16 protein-coding genes are annotated in these 17,911 nt (G+C 38.9%); 3 read left to right on the forward strand and 13 right to left on the reverse strand.

What is annotated here, in order from left to right; genetic code table 11:
- Positions 1–219: 219 nt before the first annotated feature.
- The 5 genes from B1A77_RS02730 to sfsA form a co-directional block, all read right to left on the reverse strand.
- Positions 220–591: a hypothetical protein gene (locus tag B1A77_RS02730; RefSeq protein ID WP_004698032.1), complete on the reverse strand. Its 372-nt coding sequence runs from the start codon at positions 589–591 to the stop codon at positions 220–222.
- 78 nt (positions 592–669) lie between these two features.
- Positions 670–3,138, reverse strand: coding sequence for a DNA gyrase subunit A (gene gyrA / locus B1A77_RS02735; protein ID WP_004698046.1), 2,469 nt, complete (start codon positions 3,136–3,138; stop codon positions 670–672).
- Between the two features lie 246 nt (positions 3,139–3,384).
- A complete protein-coding gene (locus tag B1A77_RS02740; RefSeq protein ID WP_077707859.1) occupies positions 3,385–5,715 on the reverse strand; it encodes a hypothetical protein in 2,331 nt (776 codons plus the stop codon).
- A gap of 418 nt (positions 5,716–6,133) precedes the next feature.
- Complete coding sequence (locus tag B1A77_RS02745) at positions 6,134–6,940, reverse strand: hypothetical protein (RefSeq protein ID WP_077707860.1); 807 nt, start codon at positions 6,938–6,940, stop codon at positions 6,134–6,136.
- Between the two features lie 222 nt (positions 6,941–7,162).
- Entirely contained in the window at positions 7,163–8,425 is a 1,263-nt protein-coding gene (gene sfsA, locus B1A77_RS02750; RefSeq protein ID WP_077707861.1) for a DNA/RNA nuclease SfsA, read from the reverse strand.
- A gap of 394 nt (positions 8,426–8,819) precedes the next feature.
- On the opposite strand from sfsA, the gene B1A77_RS02755 reads away from it, so the two are divergent.
- The 3 genes from B1A77_RS02755 (at position 8,820) to B1A77_RS02765 (ending at position 11,076) form a co-directional block, all read left to right on the forward strand.
- On the forward strand, positions 8,820–9,776 hold the full coding sequence (locus B1A77_RS02755; RefSeq protein WP_077707862.1) for a DUF1858 domain-containing protein: 957 nt from the start codon (positions 8,820–8,822) through the stop codon (positions 9,774–9,776).
- A gap of 1 nt (position 9,777) precedes the next feature.
- Positions 9,778–10,443 (forward strand): hypothetical protein, encoded by a 666-nt coding sequence (locus B1A77_RS02760; RefSeq protein WP_077707863.1) that lies wholly within the window; start codon positions 9,778–9,780, stop codon positions 10,441–10,443.
- A gap of 345 nt (positions 10,444–10,788) precedes the next feature.
- Entirely contained in the window at positions 10,789–11,076 is a 288-nt protein-coding gene (locus B1A77_RS02765; protein WP_004694414.1) for a cupin domain-containing protein, read from the forward strand.
- Positions 11,077–11,238: 162 nt separating this feature from the next.
- On the opposite strand, the gene B1A77_RS02770 is transcribed toward B1A77_RS02765, so the two are convergent.
- The 8 genes from B1A77_RS02770 to hydF all read right to left on the reverse strand — a co-directional run bounded on the left by B1A77_RS02770 (position 11,239) and on the right by hydF (position 17,896).
- Positions 11,239–11,760 carry a nitroreductase family protein gene (locus B1A77_RS02770; RefSeq protein ID WP_077707864.1) on the reverse strand — a complete coding sequence of 174 codons (522 nt, stop codon included), beginning with the start codon at positions 11,758–11,760 and terminating at the stop codon, positions 11,239–11,241.
- Positions 11,761–11,848: 88 nt separating this feature from the next.
- Positions 11,849–12,307, reverse strand: a complete 459-nt coding sequence (locus B1A77_RS02775) for an OmpH family outer membrane protein (RefSeq protein ID WP_004698051.1) — start codon at positions 12,305–12,307, stop codon at positions 11,849–11,851.
- Between the two features lie 280 nt (positions 12,308–12,587).
- Complete coding sequence (locus B1A77_RS02780) at positions 12,588–12,965, reverse strand: GerW family sporulation protein (protein WP_004698027.1); 378 nt, start codon at positions 12,963–12,965, stop codon at positions 12,588–12,590.
- A gap of 77 nt (positions 12,966–13,042) precedes the next feature.
- Positions 13,043–14,182, reverse strand: a complete 1,140-nt coding sequence (locus B1A77_RS02785; protein WP_077708642.1) for a hypothetical protein — start codon at positions 14,180–14,182, stop codon at positions 13,043–13,045.
- 29 nt (positions 14,183–14,211) lie between these two features.
- A complete protein-coding gene (locus tag B1A77_RS02790) occupies positions 14,212–14,790 on the reverse strand; it encodes a cob(I)yrinic acid a,c-diamide adenosyltransferase (RefSeq protein WP_004694402.1) in 579 nt (192 codons plus the stop codon).
- Between the two features lie 129 nt (positions 14,791–14,919).
- Positions 14,920–15,876, reverse strand: coding sequence for a M23 family metallopeptidase (locus B1A77_RS02795; protein WP_077707865.1), 957 nt, complete (start codon positions 15,874–15,876; stop codon positions 14,920–14,922).
- Positions 15,877–15,885: 9 nt separating this feature from the next.
- Entirely contained in the window at positions 15,886–16,407 is a 522-nt protein-coding gene (locus tag B1A77_RS02800) for a DUF4446 family protein (RefSeq protein WP_004694397.1), read from the reverse strand.
- Positions 16,408–16,630: 223 nt separating this feature from the next.
- On the reverse strand, positions 16,631–17,896 hold the full coding sequence (gene hydF / locus B1A77_RS02805; protein ID WP_021148796.1) for a [FeFe] hydrogenase H-cluster maturation GTPase HydF: 1,266 nt from the start codon (positions 17,894–17,896) through the stop codon (positions 16,631–16,633).
- Positions 17,897–17,911 lie beyond the last annotated feature (15 nt).

A 17,911-nucleotide genomic window follows, 5' to 3' on the forward strand; every position in this document is an offset into this window, starting at 1 on the left:
CACTCACCTTGGAATATTCTCTCTGTATGAAAAAAATGAATCTGACACGATTGAATATGAATATTCGCTCTGTAAGAGTACTAATAATATAGAAAGCCCCGAACTATTCTGAAAACGACTTAGGTCACTATGGAGGCTTTCAGGATAGTTCGGGGCTACTTATACGTTCTGAGTATCTAAATAGACAGAGCGAATATCAGCTTCTATTAAATTGTTGGATTATTTCCCCCATAGGGCCTGCATAACTTCCGCCCCCATGGTATCTGGTTCAATTTTCGTAGGTTTTTGTGCTTGTTTACTGGATAACAATGCTATACCAGCATTGCTATATACTGTTGTATCAAGTTCTGTCCATGTTTTTTCTTTGCGATCGATCCGTACTGTGTAGATATATGTAAAGCCTTCTACATTGTTAATTTTAACAAGTACTGTAGCCGCATCATCTGTTTTATATACAGAAGAGTTGTCAATAAACCATGCCGCATCGTCAGCATCAGCATCGATATAGTACCAGTCAGCAGCACTAGCTTGACCAAAGCCACCTACAAAGAAAACCCCTGCTGCAAACATAGCAGCTAACCATTTTTTCATTTTTAAACTCCTCAACACTAGAGGCGACCATCTAAGATGGTCGCCCATGGTTACTTAATAGTTATATAGTGTTTTATATTATTCTACTTCTTCTTCGATTTCAGCGCCTGGAATAACAGCAATACTAGCTACCTTATCACCTTCGTCGAGATTTTGTGTTTTCACACCAGAAATAGCTTTGCCCTTCTTCACAGCAATGTCATTCATATTGAAGCGGATGATTTTGCCTTGCTCAGAAATAAGCATGACTTCGTCATCGTTATGAACAACCTCTACGGCTACTACATCACCGGTTTTATTTGTAATCTTGAAGTTCTTAGAGCCTTTACCACCGCGTTTTTGCAATGTGTAAGCTTCCGCATCATTGCGTTTACCAAAACCTTCTTCAGAGATAGTAAACACTTGTGCTTCACTTTCATCAGTATTAAGAACACCAGCGCCTACAACTACGTCGCCTGCATTCAATTTAATGCCGCGCACGCCGTGAGCCGCCCGTTTCATGAGGCGCACATCGTGCTCGCTGAAGCGAATAGCGATACCCAACTTAGTGCCAATCAAGATATCTTGGTTGCCAGTCGTTACGTTAACGGAAATCAAACGATCGCCTTCGTCGAGGTTAATTGCATTGAGGCCAGAACGACGGATATTGCGGTATTCTTCAATAGCCGTACGTTTTACAACGCCGAACTCAGTGACCATGAATAAATTTACATCTTCATGGACCCGTTCAAGGTCAATCATAGTCGTAACGGATTCGCCTACCGCGAGCGGCAATACGTTAACCATAGCAGTACCGCGAGAGTTGCGAGAGCCTGCTTCCGGCACTTCGTACGCCTTGAGGCGATATGCACGGCCTGCAGATGTGAAGAATAACAATGTATTATGGGTCCGCACATGCATAATTTGCGTTACATAATCGTCTTCCTTCGTCTTCATGCCAATAACGCCAGCGCCGCCTTTATGTTGGTTGCGATATACGTTCGCGTTCATGCGTTTGATGTAACCTTGTTTAGTCAAGGTAATAACCATTTCTTCGTCAGCAATGAGGTCTTCTACATCAAGGTCAGACGTATCGATGGTGATTTCAGAACGACGAGGGTCGCCGTATTTCTTCTTCATATCATCGAGTTCGTCTTTGATGATTTGACGTTGACGCGCTTCGCTAGCCAAGATAGCTTTTAAATCTTCGATCAATGCCAACAATTCCTTGTATTCCTCTTCGATTTTCTCGCGTTCCAAACCTGTTAAACGGCGTAAACGCATGTCGAGGATGGCTACTGCTTGTTTTTCTGAAAGCCCGAATTTTTGCATTAATGCATTGCGTGCAATTTCGTCAGTTTGGGAACTGCGGATTGTTGCGATTACTTCATCGATGTGGTCAAGGGCAATCAACAAGCCTTCCAAGATGTGAGCACGAGCTTCGGCTTTATTAAGCTCGAATTGAGTGCGGCGTACGATAACATCTAGACGATGATCTAAGTAGTAACCCAATACTTCTTTCAAATTCAATACGCGAGGATGACCGTCCACAAGGGCTAGCATAATCACGCCGAATGTTTCTTGAAGTTGAGTGTGTTTATATAATTTGTTAAGTACGATGTCTGGTTGCACGTCAGCCCGTAATTCGATGACGATGCGCATACCTTGGCGGTCAGATTCGTCACGAAGTGCTGTAATGCCATCGATGACCTTATCACGGCTCAAGTTCGCAATGGTTTCAATCACACGAGCCTTATTCACTTGGTACGGAATCTCAGTCACTACGATTTTATGCTTGCCCTTGGACATCTCTTCGATGGTTGCACGAGCACGCATTTTAACGCTACCACGACCTGTGGAGTACGCTTTTTTGATGCCTTCTCGGCCCAAAATGAGTGCACCAGTCGGGAAGTCTGGACCTTTAATAGCGGTCATCAATTCATCTACCGTCACATCCGGATTGTCGATGAGCATCGCTAGGCCATTACATACCTCATTGAGATTATGTGGTGGAATATTTGTCGCCATCCCTACGGCGATACCGCTGGAACCATTGATGAGAAGATTTGGAATCTTCGCCGGCAATACAGTTGGTTCTTGCAAGCTTTCATCATAGTTCGGCATGAAATCAACAGTTTCCTTGTCGATATCGGCAAGCATTTCTGTTGTAATCTTCGCCATACGCACTTCAGTATAACGCATCGCAGCGGCACTATCGCCGTCGATGGAACCGAAATTACCGTGACCGTCTACCAAGAGGTAACGAGTATTGAAATCTTGCGCCAAGCGAACTGTCGCATCATAAACGGAACTATCACCATGTGGATGATACTTACCGAGTACATCACCGACGATACGAGCGGATTTCTTGTACGGTTTATTTGGCGTCATGCCTGTTTCGTGCATCGCGTACAAAATACGGCGATGTACTGGTTTCAAGCCATCGCGCACATCTGGAAGCGCACGCATAACGATTACGGACATTGCATAATCGATGTACGCATTCTTCATTTCTTTATCAATCTGAACGGGATGAATATTCCCGTGGGACCATTGTTGGTCTGCCACAATCTCACCTCATTTTACTAACACTGATACTAATTCATCATATAATTATAGCATTTTTAAAGGTTTAACGCTATATTTTGTAAAAGAAGGGACTATATTAATAAAGTATTATGCTATGACTAAAATCTAAAAATTACAAATCTATGTCTATAGCATACAATCTATCTAAAATTATAATTTTATCTCAAATGATAATTTAGAGTAATAAACAATAACTTATCATTACTCCAAAAACACTAATCTACTTTAATTATCTATATACCTATAAATAGATGATAGAAATAATTTCGAGCTTCTTTTGATCATTAAAGATTTATTTTCTTCTAACAACTGTTCACAAAGTCTTTTATACAAATCATTAATATTATCTGTTTTCCCAATAGCTTCTAAGATTTGTAGATATTGATATAAACAATTATAAGAATATTTTTTTGTCTTTTTATATTCGATAGTTCCCCTTTCATTTTTCAAGATTAATTTCTTATATAACATAACTGATTTTTTATCATTAAACTTTAAAGCAATAAAACTCATATACTTGTATATTAATCTAAGAATATCGTCATTATTATCAACATTTAATGGAATATTTTTTATAAACGTCCTTAATACATACCAATTATCTATAGTGAGATACTCATAATACAATAAATACACACCTTTAACTATTACTAGTAGTTGCTTATGATTAATTCTATTACTAATCTTCTTCCTGTTAATTTTATCAATTAAATCAAATATAAAATAAGGCTTTAAAAGGCTTGTATCAGATTCCCCTAAATATACTCCAATATACTTAGCAAATGTATTATGATCATTTTGATCTATACAATACATCAACCAATAAAAAAATATTTCTTCTTTTGGAATCTGTGTTTTCATCAATCGATTAAAATCAGTATTAAGATTTTTTTCACCTTCAAATGCTTTACCTATAGCCAACATAAACGAAAAGAAACCTTGTAACTCTTTTGCTATAGCTTCCTCATTCTCAAATTTTGAATACTTAATCGCCTTTAATTGAGAATGTTTATATTCTGCAGATAAAATTTTTAAACTATTTATATCTCGATTAAGTAGAAAGTCTTTACATAGATTTATATCATCAAAATCACAAAGACTATTTTTCTTAATAAACTTAAAAAACTGAAAATGTGACTCTACTATATCATAAATAGTTTCATTAGAATAATATGACGGTTCTGATAAAGCGTCTTTAATATATCCATAAAAATCCACTATACTATCAAGTAATTGATTTAAAGTCTTTATATCAAAATGACTACGCAAAAAATAATCTCGTTTCAGCAATTCAAAAATACATTTATCTAAGAAATCAACCATATAAACAAAATCATATTTAAATCCTTGTTCTTTTATTTTTATTATGGTATTTGTTAACGATAATATTAGTCCTGGAGGGGTACAATGAGATATAAAAAATTCTGTTAGTACAGTTCTCCAAACCTCAAATGACTCGCTTTGATACCCATAAATAGCTCGATTATCTTTCATTAATGGGGAATAGCAATTAAAATAATCCTTATTATAAAATTCCGAAATAGATGTCTGTAAAGTCTCAAATCCACCTTGATACCAGTTAATTAAAGATACATTCTTTGCTAAAATTTCTGGCACATCAAGAGCACAATATAAAGATTTATACAAACTAATATTTTTTAATACTTCAAGTATTTCTGTGTTTGAATTATCAGATAATTTAGAGAAAATATACGCTCCAATTAGGTCTGCTAAAAATACAAATTCAGAAACACCAACTGATTGATAGGGACACCCTATAAAAGGAGATTGACTTCTTACTGAATATATCCCTTTATCTTCACTATCTAAAATATTTTCTAAACTAGCTTCTATAAACTCTTTATCTTCTCCTAAGAAACCTCTACTACAACTCCCTCTATATCCTATTGGATTTTTAATTAACCTATAGCCCATCTCCAAAAAATCTTGCTCATCTAACTTCTTTCTAGAACTATCTATCCCCTTATATTTATTTGGTAGCTCTATATATTTTATACCCTTAAAGTTTTTAGTTGTAGAATATAGCCTTTTTACAAAATCTTGCATCATACTTATATATCTATGATGGATATATCTACCAGTCTCTTCGAGCTTACATTTTTTATCACTAAACGAATAATTTAATAATTCATAAAATCGATAGTTACCAGTTCTAGCAGTAGAAACTAATGGCCGTCTCGCATACGTACCAAAAACTAAAAACTCTTCGATGCTTTTAAATAAGTGGTCTTGTATTTTGGGCCAGAAAATACTACCTCTTAAATTAAATAAACCCTCCGGATACTTTATACCAAGATCTTGACAACAACAATACAAGTATTCTCTAATCCGCTCACGCTCTATATCTGTATCATCTAACCAATCAGAATCACTACCATCTATACTTTCATGATTATTAAAACTAGAAAAACTATTGGAGTCATATACTAAGCTAATTAATAAACTAATATCGCATTCTATTAGGTTATCATTTGGAACCATAGACTCTCTAACTCTCGCAAAACTTCCTGCTGATCCAATTGCAATCGTTACCATAATAATATCCTCACTATATTACTACTCAGACCTTTCTCTTCATCTTTTAGTCATAAAGCATTTCATATCCTTAATTTATCAAAACTATGCTAATTTATCAATCCAGGTTATATAAACTTATATATGATTGCACTATACATCGTCGTTATGACCTTTGAGGCTATCCTAATGATTGTTGCTTTCATCATGAAAGCAACTCAAACAAACATACCAACCATCGAAGAAAAGTAAAAATTCATATAAAAATCTTAACATATATAAAGGGCGTGCAAATCAGATTGAATTGCACGCCCTTTTATGATATAAGTGCCTTCTATTTGAACTTGTTCCATTTTGGAAATAATTGCTGACGCATCTAGCTCCCCTCTATATTTATATCTCACTTTATTTCACACTTATAGTAACCTCTATCTCTTATTTAATGCACTGCATGTTGTATCATATGATTTAAAATGCTAACAAAGTCTCGTTCTACAGCCGAAGTGTCGTTACCAGTACTACCAATACCTGTTAGCATGGTTTCTTTCCAATCATTTTTTGCCATAAATCGAAAGGCGATCAAATACTTAGCTTTTGTTTTGTCCGCTTCTCCTTTTGGTAGATAATAAAATCCTACGCTTCTATCAGAACGAGGGTGCAATAAGGCTGGGTTGTCTTGCGGTTTATACAGGCTATATATAGATTTCATAAAGGTTAGAATATCTCCACCCTTTACAGATTCGTCTACAAAGATAATCTCATCATATGTGAATAGAGATATCTTATTAGTACCTGCTACACGTGTCGCTTTAGACTTAGCTAACTCCAAGGCTTCCTCGTGCGTCGCCATCCGCATGCCATACTGCTTAGCACGTTCCACTAACGAACCATTCAAATGAACTAAATACGCTTGTGAATACGCAAAATCCGCATCATTTTTTCGCTCGCCACCAGGGGCCGGCAATGTTGGCCACTTGACTACAGAATTTGTAGTAAAGGAAATACCATTGCTTTCATCATAAAACACATACACATTTCGCTGGAATGGCTTCTCCTTCTCCACAACAGATGACTGAAGAACAAGATTCGGATGTACAACCGAGAACTCCTTCTCCACGCTAGACTTGATATCCTCTGGTGTCGCAGGATCACCATTCTCCGTCGTCCAAATGAAAGAACAACCACTCAACACTACACTACAAACACTAACGATACCTAACAACACAAACTTAACAAACAACCTCATACACAAAACCTCCCCTCTCTCTATGTAGAAACTATAGAATGAATATGCTGGGATAACTATGGATAGAACTATATTATTATTGATGGGACACCTCTATAGCTAGTGTTTTAAAAAGTGCTATTACCTATTGATGAGCGACTTAGGTCACTATGGAGCGAAGAGATAGGTAATAGCACTTTTTAATTAATTACGTATATAGTTCTCGGGCCCCATCAATAATAATTACCTATTAACTAGTTCATCTAGCATATTCATCCTGTAATTTTCTATTACGTTCATAAATTTTTTATTATGTATCGGATTTTCGCTCATTCCGAATAGATGGCTGTTGCAGTCACAATCGCTGCACCCAAAGTTCGATACATTCCATTCCGCAATAGCTCGCACCGCATCAGCGAGAGCACATTCTACGTCAATTTTGGTTAAATCTACATCTGTGCTTTCACGAGCAGCCGAATCATCAGAGAGTTTACCTTTACGCCGTTCCTGAGCAGAAATTGTCATAGCCTGCGGCCGCCCACTAGTACGAATCGGCAAGCCCGCTATCATTTCACAGTGACCGCGGAAGTAATCTAGATGCCAATGCATTTTCTTCCGTTTTCGTTTATGACGTTCAATGCGTTTCGTTAAATTTGCCTTCGCGGAACCAACGTACATATAGTAACCAGGTTTAAAATGCATCATCCCTTTAGAACCAATTTCGAGATCTAGATCGTAATTGAGGTGCATGACCATCACATACACGCCACTATCATGAGCCTCTGTGTCGAGGATACTACTAGGATAGGAACATTCATGTGTCACCGTAGGCATGGTGAAAGTCTCATCCCACGCCACAGCAACGGCTTTCCAATCTAATGAAGGTGCCACCTCTTTAAAGGTTTTGGCAAATTCCAAATCCGTATGATAATCTGGCAAGAACCACTGCGCTTGGTCCCATTGTACGAGGAATAGAACACCCGTGTGGTAGCCTTCATTTTGTAATTCTTTCAGATGCAATAAGTGCTTGCGGCCTCGCTCTGTAATGGCATCAGGGAACATGGCTCCCGTCTTGGAGAACAAGGTGCAGGACTTAACCTCCAATAAAAACTCATCCCCCTTATCATTGGTGAGGAGCAAATCAAAGCGAGATGATGTGCCGTGTAGTTTAACCGTATACTCCCGTCTCACTACGCACCACTCCTCCCAACCAGGGATACGTTTATTTTCAATCAAATGTTGCGCCACATCGTTGCTGTAGTTTGTATCGAGCATGATAACAACGCCATCGCGCTCGATGCCTACCACGCGATATTTCGTCTTTGCATCCGGCTTGTCGTGAGGCACGATGTACATCGTTACCCCCGTAAACAAGAGCTCCCACATGCGACCAGGATTTGGCAAATGAGCGAGCACACTTTCACCATTCAAATCTAAAGTCACCACAAAACGATTCGGGCGGCCTATGTATGTTGCTTTTAAAATAGTATCGTAAAGGACTTTCATCGTTTCTCCTACATCAAGAACACTCTATATGTCTATTATACGATATGTAACCTTGGGTTTCATCTGTAAACAGTATCGTATATAATGATAGTTAGTAAATAATCAATAATTAATATTAAAAAAGTTCTATTTTTGTAGCTTGAGTTACATTATTGTTTGTTAAAATGGTTTATACTAAGAGCGTCGGGTCAGTATTCTAAATACCCATACTGATCATTACGCCGGGTTTTGATAAGGCATCGCCTAGTTGATCTCATCCCACTTGTCCGTATATATGTGCGAAGCTTTCACAAAACCCTAGGGCGTAAATAATTAATATATAAAGAGTTTTATAGATTAACTAAGTAGTTTTAGCCACTATTCTCCGCAGAGAGGGCTCGAGAAAGGATTTAATATGACACAAATTGCAGCAAATTTACAACGCATAAAAAACGGTCAACGCCGTTATGCAATTACACCTCGCGTTCCTGCAGGTTTTATTCAACCAGATCAATTACAAAAATATATCGACGTAGCAAATGAGTTCGGCGCAGTTCTTAAATTAACTGGCAGCCAACGCATTATGATTACGAATTTGAAAGCAGAAGACGTAGATAAAGCATGGGAAATGCTTGGCATGGAGCCAGCGTACACTGTGTCCAACCGCGTGCGCAGCGTAAAAATCTGCCCAGGTACTACCTTCTGTAAACGCGCTAAACAAGACAGCGTACACCTTGGCATGCAAATTGAACGCAAATATTTATCTCTTGAAATGCCAAGTAAAATGAAGATCGGCGTGTCCGGTTGTCCAAACTCTTGTACTGAAAGCCGCATGAAAGATGTGGGCGTTATCGGTACTGTAGACGGTTGGAATGTATACGCTGGCGGTAGCGGCGGTGCGCATCCTCGCATCGGTGACCTCATCGCAGAAGTTAAAACAGAAAAAGAAGCTCTTGCATTAGTTGATCGAATCATCGCATACTATAAAGAAAACGCACAAATCGAACGCATGGGCGAATTCATCGACCGCATTGGTTTAGAGGCTTTCAAAGCAGCTGTATTGGGCGACCTTGAAGGGGCTCCAGCTGAAAGTAAGTCCGAAGAACCAGCTGTGTTCTTGCCTGGTCAAGGTAACGATCCTGAAGTAGAAGCACCACGCCTCGAAGCAGGTTCCCCTATCACTCCAGACACAATTATTCGCGACATCGTTGAAACCTACCCACATGTTGTACCTGTATTACAAGGTATTGGTATGGGCTGCCTAGGTTGCCCATCTGCAACAGCTGAACCATTATGGCAAGCCGCAGAAATCCACGGTTTTAATGTATACGATTTAGTAGAGAAATTAGAAACAGCACGAAAAGGAGCTTAATATGTCCGCATTCTTAGGTCACATCCATTACTGGTTATATCGCAAAATTCAATTGCTCGTTGAGCGTGAAAATTTGATTTTAGAAAAAACTTCTAAAGTTGTTGATGATTTGGCGGAGGAACTACACTCCATCTCCGTAGATACATACGGCGAGCCAATTAATCCAAGCATTCCCTTGGAAAACATCATCGACCATGGCAATATTCACGGCTGGTTAGCTAACCAAATCAATATTGCTTCCGTTCGTGAAGCAGCTTTCATCAAAGATATGCTCGACACAAATTCCGGCGATGAAGCAGTACACGTAGTAACCGCTATTCTAGATGCCTTTGCAGTACAAGGCCAAGCATGTGGCGTTGTGGCTCAAGATAACCTTGAAGAACACACTGCACCAGCGATTTACAATGCGTTACAAAACTTCTACGTAAATGGCATGCCTTGTGATGGTGGTGACCAAGTGGTTTCTGAAAGTCCAGAAGAATTTACCTGGGTTGGCGACCACAGATTACAAGCAGGCTACTGGCGTACAGCGGGCGTTGACCCTAAGTTTATGGCATTAGCTTACCAAACATGGTTCGAAGCTTTTGTAAAAGCTATCGATCCAGCCTTTGAACTTGTAACGACTGAAGAAAACGGCATACGTTTATATACAATTAAGAAAAAATAAATCCATAACAGTTCGTTTGATTAAGAAAATATAAACGGATGAAAATGGACGAAAAAACGAACGTAACATGTTACGTTCGTTTTTTATATAGTAAATATATCGTTGTATATTTAATTAATCTTTATATATCCAATCTACCAACATTTACTCCACCCTATTTTACTCAATATAGGTAAAAAAAGCATACAATGTTGAATGTAACATATTTTTTCAAAACTGTAGCTATAGGCACAGCATTGATAAGCAATATCATTTATAATATAATCATAAGGTAATTACACAATGTAAAATTAAGTGTTAGCGTAAGCTTTCAGAACATAAAAAGCTAGAATTAGGAGGTCTATTATGGCAGGCACAGTTAATCAAGAATTAGGCTTATTATTCCAAGGCCCTAACTATGTAATCGTAAAAAAAGGCGGTAAGGCTGGTGAAAAGGTGGAAAAACACAACCATCCAGAAGCTAATGTCATTTTTACAGTTGTAAAAGGTAAAGTACAAGTGTTCCTTAATGAAACGGAAGAGCATGTACTTGTACCAGGCCAAGTATTGGAATTCAATGGCGACAACTACATCCAAGCTACACTCGTAGAAGACAGCGAATTCGTTGTAAACCTCATTCATAAACCAGAATAAAATACCAAAGGACAGTTGATACAAGCAACTGTCCTTTTTATATGGAGTATGTATTAAAGAGAAATCATATAGTTATTAAGTTTTATATAACTGTTCAATAGTTCAGTTATATCCATAGTTATTAAATACTTATAGAGTAATACATAGTCTAAAAACATTCTTTTAAAAGGAATTATAGATTGTAAATTCACTCACATCAAAGCGTTTTGTATGGCCTGGTGCAGGAACACAGTCTGGATGAGGGTAACCAATTGGGAAGATAGCTACAGGGATGATATTATCAGGCAAGTTATATGCCTTGCGAACTTTAGCAGGATCAAAATGAGCAATCCACGTTGTGCCTAGACCGATATCGGCTACGGTAAACATAATGTGGGATCCCACAATGCTAGCATCTACAACCCCCATATCTGCATCATCGTATTCTCGCTTCCAGCTCACCGTATTATCGTAACAAACGATAATTGCCAACGGTGCATTGAAGTGACCATTAGTGCAATCTTTTAGTTTCTTTAAGCTATCTTCTGTATTTAACACGAGCAGTCGTTGTGGCTGATAATTGTGCGCCGTAGGTGCTAATCGAGCGACTGCTAGTAACATATCTACCTTCTCCTGCTCCACTTGTCGAGTATCGAATTTTCGAACCGAATACCGCTCTGTGGCTAATACTTTAAAATCTTTCATTAAATCTCACTCCTTTATCGGATTTATTAAAATGTATTTTAATAAATAACCCCCTAGCTGATACCTCAGTTAGGGGGTTTCGTGCTTATTATTTTTTAAGACGGCTAATTACTTCGTTAGTAATGTTTTCGATTTTGCTGTTAGCGTCAGCAGCACGAATTGTGTATGGATCATCCAATACTACGTCCATTTGTTTTTCAACACGGATAGCTTCAACAGTGTTGTGAATTGCTTGCATCATAGGTTGAGCAATTTTATTGATTTCTTCGTTTTCTTTTTGAAGCAATGGAGCTACAGTTTTGTTGAATTCTGCTTCTGCTTGTGCAGAGTCTTTAATTTTTTCAATTTCTTGTACTTTTTTTTCAATTTGTGGACGGTATTGAGCGTCTACTTGTTGCATTTTCATATCTAATGCACCGTAGCCAGGGTAGCTATTTACTACTTGGCTCATATTTACTAAGCCAATGTTAGCAGCACTTGCTACTGCAGCAGTAGCAGACATAGCACCAACGATAGCTAAGGTAGTCAATTTTTTAGATAATTTCATCTGAAATCCTCCTCGATTAAAAGTGTCACTATACAATCCAATAGTGTACTATTTTTACTATAACAAATCTTGCTAACTTTCACAAGACTATGATAAATAGCATAATAAAGCCCTATGAACTACTTATGAAAGTTATTAGAACTTAAAATAATACCCACAAGCATACTCTGAGACCCTTAAAGCAATCGATACAGACATATTCAGAACACACATGTGGGCATTTCGACTTTCACCAATTATTTATAATTTGTCATCAAATTATGGTTTATTATTCACCGAATTATTGTTCATCATTTAAATAGATGTATTTATCGGATTTCAATTTGGACACGAGATCAGGCACCAAACCGATAAGGCGATCAAAGCTGCTGCTGTAAGGGTTGCCCTTAATGTTGAACAATTCGATGCGGTCACCTTTAATAACAAGGATTGCGCTTGGTTCCATTTTGGCACCACCGCCACCGCCGCCAGATTCTTGGCTTTTGTTGGCTGTGCAATGGTTTGTACCAGTACCGAAGCCAAAGGTTACATCAACGAATGGAACGAGCGTAGTATCGCCAATTTGCACAGCTTCACCAACTACAGTTTCCACTTTAATCATATTTTTAAACTTCTCGAATAGGACTTCCAAATTCTCTTTTACATTACTGTTCTCCATCACAGTACCTCCGCTTTTTGTGAAAGTATTATAGCTATAATAATATAGCTCATATACTCAATTGACTTTATATATCCTTACGCTGTTTGACCCTGTTCGGCTTTTAGCTTTTCTAGCTGCTTTGCTTCCTTCCGTTTAACCCAGAAGACACGAGCACTTTCACCCAATAGGGAACGCATAGGTTTAGATACCAAGAATCTAGTACCATACCATGCCAATACGGCAAGAATCATACGACCTTTAATATGGCCGCTGCCTTCAGCTACCCAGTTCACATAATCTATCTCAATAGACTCTGCTTGCTCAGGCCAAATGCTATATAACATAGAGGCAATAAGCCCCATCCGATACGGATCACCAATACCAAATCGGCCCTCTATAGCCATATCACGTGGTTTAGAGTGATTATAGCATCGTTTCGACACAAGGAATATCTGACGCCACAACTCTGTATTTCTCAAGTGTTTCATGAACCAGAATGTAGGAATTTCAGACTTGAATGATGCTACCGGATCATTGGAATCAGGCTTTCCAAAACGTTGTTTCACAGTCGTTTTAATATCATTTACCTTTGTAAAGACCTTTTCCTTGATAGAGCCGTCACTATTGAAAGTAACATGACTTATTACTTCATCATCATCTTGAATATGAGCCGTTGGATCTTGTTGTATCGAATCATACCGCTCAGCACGAGCTTGTGCATCCATATCCTTAGAAGCCGCATCAGGTCGCTCAATGCGCTCCTTTGCCCTAGATGCGCTCCCCGCCCCTGGTGATTCGTCATCATCAAAGATTGTATCGGAGCCTTGGGCGCTCTTCAAGTCATCAAAGCTTGTGCCGCTAGAGCTTGCAGTTGGACCTTGTCCGCCTCCTTGCATAGCCTTTGCAAAAGCTTCTGCCTGTGATATGTCGCCGTCATCATCCATTACCTTTTGATATTCTTCATCTACACGATTTTCAAGCCATTGTTCATAGTCTTTCACAGGACCGATCTTAAGTACACCTAAAACGTATAATTCCTTAAAAAATGGTTTATTTTGAATGTACGCTAAGTGGAGTGAAAATACGCGCCACAGCCATTTGATGCGCAGCTCGCCACGATATGGTGTCCGCCCATCAATTTCGATGCTATATGTGATTGGTGCCAGTAGGATAGTCAAGATGAGTGCTACAATGATGGCCACAATAACGAGGGCCACAATAGCCACTGTACTCAACCACATCACCTCCTTAGGTGTTCCTATGATTAGTTTTCAATGCCTTTTCGAGCCATTACGCCTTGTAGGTAGTAATGTTTAATCTCTTTCATCTCCGTTACGAGATCGGCCTCATCAATTAATTCTTGAGGAGCCCCACGTCCCGTAAATACGAGTTCCGTTTCTGGATGACGAGCATCGAGTAAAGCTTTAGTTTTATCCCATGTAATGAGTTCAAAGAAGAGAGCCATATTGTACTCATCAAGTACAACGAGGTCGTACTCACCACTGCTGATAGCAGCGAGTGCACGTTCATAGCCTTTTTCGATGAGCGCTACATAATCCTTCGGAGGATTACCAGACTCAAAGACAACGACTTCATCGCCCCATTTAGCAAGTTCATCCTTACTCTTCATCCCTTCTTTGATGATAAAGAATGGCTTGCCCACAGTTTCTAAGGTTAAATTTGTTAAGGTAGGTAAAATAGTATGCTCACTATATACTTTAGATTTCATAAATTGTAAGAAGAGGACTTTCTTGCCAGCGCCGATGGCACGAATGGCTAGGCCGATTGCGGCAGTTGTTTTGCCCTTGCCTTCGCCGGTATAAACTTGTACATAGGCCTTCATAGATATACCTCCGTTCATATACTTTTATTTTACAATATATATATACAAAAGGAAAGAAAAAGAACTTGCTATAAGCGCATATGCACGCATAACAAGTTCTTTTTAGGTCTTATATAAGCTTTTATATTTCTAATTGCTAATTGGTAAGAAGATCATAGGGTCTACAGGCGTATTGTTAAGGCGTACCTCGTAGTGAACGTGGGCACCCGTACTTTTACCAGTACTACCCATCAAAGCTATGGTTTGACCTTGTTTCACGCTCATCCCTACCGTTACCAATACGGCACTATTATGGCCATAACGGGTAACAAAGCCATTGCCATGATCGATTTCAACGAGATTACCATAACCGCCGCTTGTATACCCCGCAAAGGTTACCACCCCTGCCGCAGTAGCCACGATTTGGGAACCATAGTCATCGGCAATATCGATACCTTCATGGAATGCACCAATAGCACCCGTAACAGGGTCAACACGGCTACCAAATGGAGATGTAATAACGCCCTTACTTGGCCAAATACTAGGTGTCGTACTATTCACAGCACCACCAGAACCAGCGGAGAAATTGATGGATTGTAATGCCATCAAATCTTGTGCGCCACCATCGCGAAGGATATTGCGCATCGTATAGAAACTAACAAGCAATTTTTGTGCTTCCTTATCCATTTTGGATAGTCGAGCCGATAATTGTGCCGCTGTTAACGTCTGTGCTTCACTATTATCAGCGGCTTCCTGCTTTGGGTCGCTACCATCCCCGCCACCTTGAGCTGGTGTGCCAGATTCAGCGCCCTTCAGCATTTGCTTATTCTCTTCACTAATTTGATTTAAGTTTTGAATTTTCTTATCCAGAACTTCTGTTTTTTGTTGTAACAATTTCAACTGTTCCGATTGCAATTGCGTTTGTTGACGTAATTGCACAATCTCAGCTTGGCGCACGATGCCCCAAATACCGAGTACCAATGCCAAGACCAATACTACGGAACCAATAATGGCAACGAGTTTCGCTTGCTTGGTAGTTAATGTCAATATGCAGTTGTCACCATTTCTTTCAACTTTGTTTGAAATGAATGCCGGTATTTTCAACATAAAACTTCCTTATTTCGAAACGATAGCGCTCGTCAACGCTTCCTCATTAGTACGCTCACCCAACGCTTCGTTCAAACTTTCTAATTCTTCTTGTGAAAGACTTACTAAACTTTTACCTTTCACAATAGGTTTACTAAAAATACGAGATTCGCTACGACCGTAAATACTAGAGATACAGATACCATTATTGTTGCCATCTAGCAAGGTAAGCGCAAAGGACAAATCATTTCCGATATTTTCAAAGGCATTATACTTAATAAAGCCAATTTTTTGTATCGTATTACTCTGAATATTGCGAATTGCCACTTGCTCGGATAACAAGGACTCAAGGCCTTTCGCAGCATCGCGAATTTCACTGACCTCTACAGATAATTTACGCTCTAGGCTCGCACCATGCTCCCCTTGCATAAAGAAATCGTATTTCTTTTTCAAGCTACCTAAACGAATGTGTAAGATTACACAATATACGAATAACACTATAACAAGAACGATGGTAACCATGCCTATCCACGGTTGAATCGATTCGAACATGTATTTTCCTTCCTATACAATCATCAAAACTCCAACAGTTAATTATACCACTCCTATTGTGAAAGTTAAATGACTGCATGCAATTTAATTTAATATATCTAATATTTAATATATCTAATATAGATAAATGATACCTATATAATAATGTATATAACAAGCATGTAATGTATATCTAAATGTATGTATTACATACATATTACAATGCTATTTATTAGGCTATTTATCAGCCCTCTAGTTCGTCAACAAATGGGCTTATTGCTCGTTCTAGTATACCATGTAGAGCTGCTATGAGTACACCGTAATTTACAATGGGTGTACCTTGTACAACAGCGCATTCTATACGACGTAACACCTCACGGCGTGTTAACATACAAGCACCACAGTGGATGATCAAATCATACTGTGATACATCCTTAGGGAATGCTCCCCCACTAGTGAATTCTAACTGTAAATCTGTATAGCCTTGCTTCTTTAAAAGATTAGGTATTTTTACAGTCCCAATATCATCGCATTGACGGCGATGTGTACAACCTTCACTGATGAGAACCTTGGAACCAGCTTTCAAATTCTTAATAGCCTTAACACCAGCTACTAAATCCTGTAATTTTCCCTTGAACCGCGCCATCAAAATAGAAAAAGACGTCAACGGAATCGAATCAGGTGTTAACTCATCAACCCGATCAAACGCTTGGGAGTCACAGATTACCATTTTAGGGGGATTCTTAAGCGAGTGAATCATAGCCGGTAATTCTTCTGTTTGGCAGACTAAAGCTAGGCCTTTATGATCGAGAATTTCTCGGATAGTCTGTACCTGTGGCAAGATGAGTCGCCCCTTTGGTGCGGCACTGTCGATAGGACATACAAGAATGATTGTATCCCCCTCTTCAACTAAACCTTGTAAAAGAGTTTGCTCCCCTTCTACATCAAGTGGTGTTAGCCCACCGAGTAGATCAAGCAACTCTAATCGTTTCGCATCAGATGTGAAGTCAGCAGAGCCAATGACAGTAACCAAATCAGATAAACCCGTATGCTCTGCTATATAACGCTCTCCCAGTATATCTCTACCTACACTAGCTTTAGACTCCGTTAAATTGTTTGGCACCGCATTAATCTCATTAATGAAAAGTGCAACAGGTATATTATTTTGTTTCAAAAGACCTAACCAGTGCATATCGTCGGAGGTTGGCTCTTCATCGGTACGAAGCACATAAACAGCCAAGTTAATCTTTTTCACGACCTCTTCTGTTTTCTCCATGCGCAATGCACCTAATTCAGTTGTATCATCTATACCAGCAGTATCAGTAATCACCACAGGGCCAAGTGGTAAGATTTCCATAGCTTTGCTTACAGGATCTGTTGTAGTCCCTGCCACATCGGATACTAACGATACAGGCTGATCAGTTAACATATTGATCAATGTAGACTTACCGGCATTACAACGGCCAAAAAAGCCAATATGTATGCGATTTGCCTTAGGTGTTTGTTCCATAACCTATCCTTGTTA

Origin of the sequence: Veillonella parvula, from assembly GCF_002005185.1 — a bacterium.
In the GTDB taxonomy this organism is placed as follows: Bacteria; Bacillota; Negativicutes; order Veillonellales; family Veillonellaceae; genus Veillonella; species Veillonella parvula_M.